General features: G+C 51.1%; 2 protein-coding genes and 1 pseudogene. All 3 read left to right on the forward strand.

The features are described 5' to 3' along the window. Positions 1-429 (forward strand): annotated as a pseudogene (locus ACTF5Z_RS05525) (nitronate monooxygenase); the annotation flags it as partial. 11 nt (positions 430-440) lie between these two features. Next, complete coding sequence (locus tag ACTF5Z_RS05530; protein ID WP_438984811.1) at positions 441-1,193, forward strand: enoyl-CoA hydratase family protein; 753 nt, start codon at positions 441-443, stop codon at positions 1,191-1,193. An 11-nt stretch (positions 1,194-1,204) separates the two neighbouring features. Then, a partial coding sequence (locus ACTF5Z_RS05535; RefSeq protein ID WP_438984812.1) for a Rieske 2Fe-2S domain-containing protein occupies positions 1,205-1,993 on the forward strand: 789 nt, incomplete at its 3' end.

Consider the following 1,993-nt stretch of genomic DNA (forward strand, 5'->3'; position numbering starts at 1 on the left):
TTAAAAGCGCCACCCGAGCAAATTATCACCAGTACCAAGCTCGACGGCCTGCCTCAGCGTATGATCTTAAACCCTCTGCTGGCGCGATTAGAAAAGGCGTCGGGATTGCAGATGCTACTGCTTGCCATCAAAAATGGCTTGGCGTTTACCAAACTGACTGGGGTATCGCTGTTTGGTATGTTACGTTCGGCGATGGCCATGCAAAAAAACACGGATTTAACCTTGGGGCAGACCATGATGGCAGCTAACGCGCCCATGATGATTCAAGAAGCCATGGTCAAAGGGCATCCGCAAGACGGCATACTGCCCAGCGGCCAAGTCGCCGGCCTTATTGATGAACTGCCAACAGTACAGGCTTTAATAGAACGCTTAATGACTGAGGCAGATCAAACTTTAACGCGTTTAAATGCCTTAAACTCCTCAGAATAAAAGGAATACGTATGGCTTTTGGAGTAACAATAGAGAACGGCATTGCGGAGCTGGTGTTCGATAAACCACCCGTGAACGCGTTTAACTCGACTCAGTGGGCGAGTATTGCCGCCGAGATAAAGGCGTTGGGTACTAACGACGAGGTCTCAGTGATTGTTATTCGCTCGGAAGGCCGAGGCTTTTGCGCAGGTGTGGATATCAAAGAGCTGGACGCCGACTCGCGTAAAATCGTACCGGTCAACAAAGGCAACTACGACACCTTTGAGTCTATTCATTTAAACCCTAAACCCGTTATTGTCGCGCTTCATGGCTTTGTCTTAGGTGGCGGCATCGGTATTGCTGGCGCAGCCGACATTATTGTTGCGTCTGAGTGCGCGCGTTTTGGGGTGCCTGAGGTGGATCGAGGGGCGATGGGCGGTGGTGCTCACCTGCAGCGTATGTTCCCAGTCCAGAAGGTTCGCTACATGTACTTCACCGGACAGTTTATTGACGCGCAAGAGGCTTATCGACTCGGCGCTGTCGAACGGGTAGTGGCTCACTCAGAACTGCGCGCCACAGCAATGGAAATAGCCGGTCAAATTGCTGCGAAAAGCTCAATCATGATCCAACTCGCCAAAGAAGCTCTGACCGGTATTGAGGATGGCAGTTTAGAAGCTAAGTATCGTTGGGAACAAGGTTTTACCCTTGAAGCCTATACGCATGACGATTCAAATGAGGCTCGTGCAGCCTTCGTTGAAAAGCGCGACGCGAAGTTCGAGGAATAAGGAGACATCAAATGGCAAAAGCAGCGGATTACGGACTCGGCCCCAAAACTTTCCCGACAGGTTGGTTTATAGTCGCCGAGAGTTCAGAACTCGACAAAGGGCCTATGGCGATTCGATTCTTCGGACGAGACTTGGCCTTGTATCGTGGGGAATCAGGTAACCCAGTGGTTCTGGATGCATACTGCAAGCATATGGGTACCCATTTAACCGCCAGTGACTCGGCAATGATTGTTAAGAACGGTCTGCAAATTGAAGGTGATTCGATCCGGTGCCCTTACCACGGCTGGCGTTATAACTCTGCCGGTGATGTGGATGATATTCCCTACCACGACGGTCCTTGCCCTAAGTCGGCGTCTATTCGCTCTTACCCTGTTGTCGACAACATGGGCTGTATCATGGTGTGGTTTGATGAAGACGGGGCTGAGCCCTCTTATGACGCGCCTTTCTTGAAAGAGTGGGATAACCCACAGTGGATTCACTGGCAGCTAGATCACTTGGGTGAGCTCGATATCCACCCACAAGAAGTCTTAGACAATATGTCGGATATGCGTCATCTGGGGCCAACTCACGGAGCGCCATGTCAGTATTTTGAGAATGAAGCAAAAGGGCACATTTATATTCAGCGCCAGGGTGGGCCTATGCAGCTCTACGGCGGCGTGATGCTATATACCACGACTTGGTACACGGGGCCTGGCATCTTGCTGTCGAAACAAGTGTGGGGTGACACCGTTCAATACGAGCTAATTGCGAATACCCCGGTCGACGATGGCCGCATTAAGGCCTGGCATGCATGCTTAGTA

Origin of the sequence: Aequoribacter sp. (genome assembly GCF_965659035.1) — a bacterium.
Classification (GTDB): Bacteria; Pseudomonadota; Gammaproteobacteria; order Pseudomonadales; family Halieaceae; genus Aequoribacter.

What these genes read in the sequence shown, in the direction of transcription:
- ACTF5Z_RS05530 (WP_438984811.1), top strand. Translation starts at nt 441, where the DNA reads ATGGCTTTTGGAGTAACAATAGAGAACGGCATTGCGGAGCTGGTGTTC.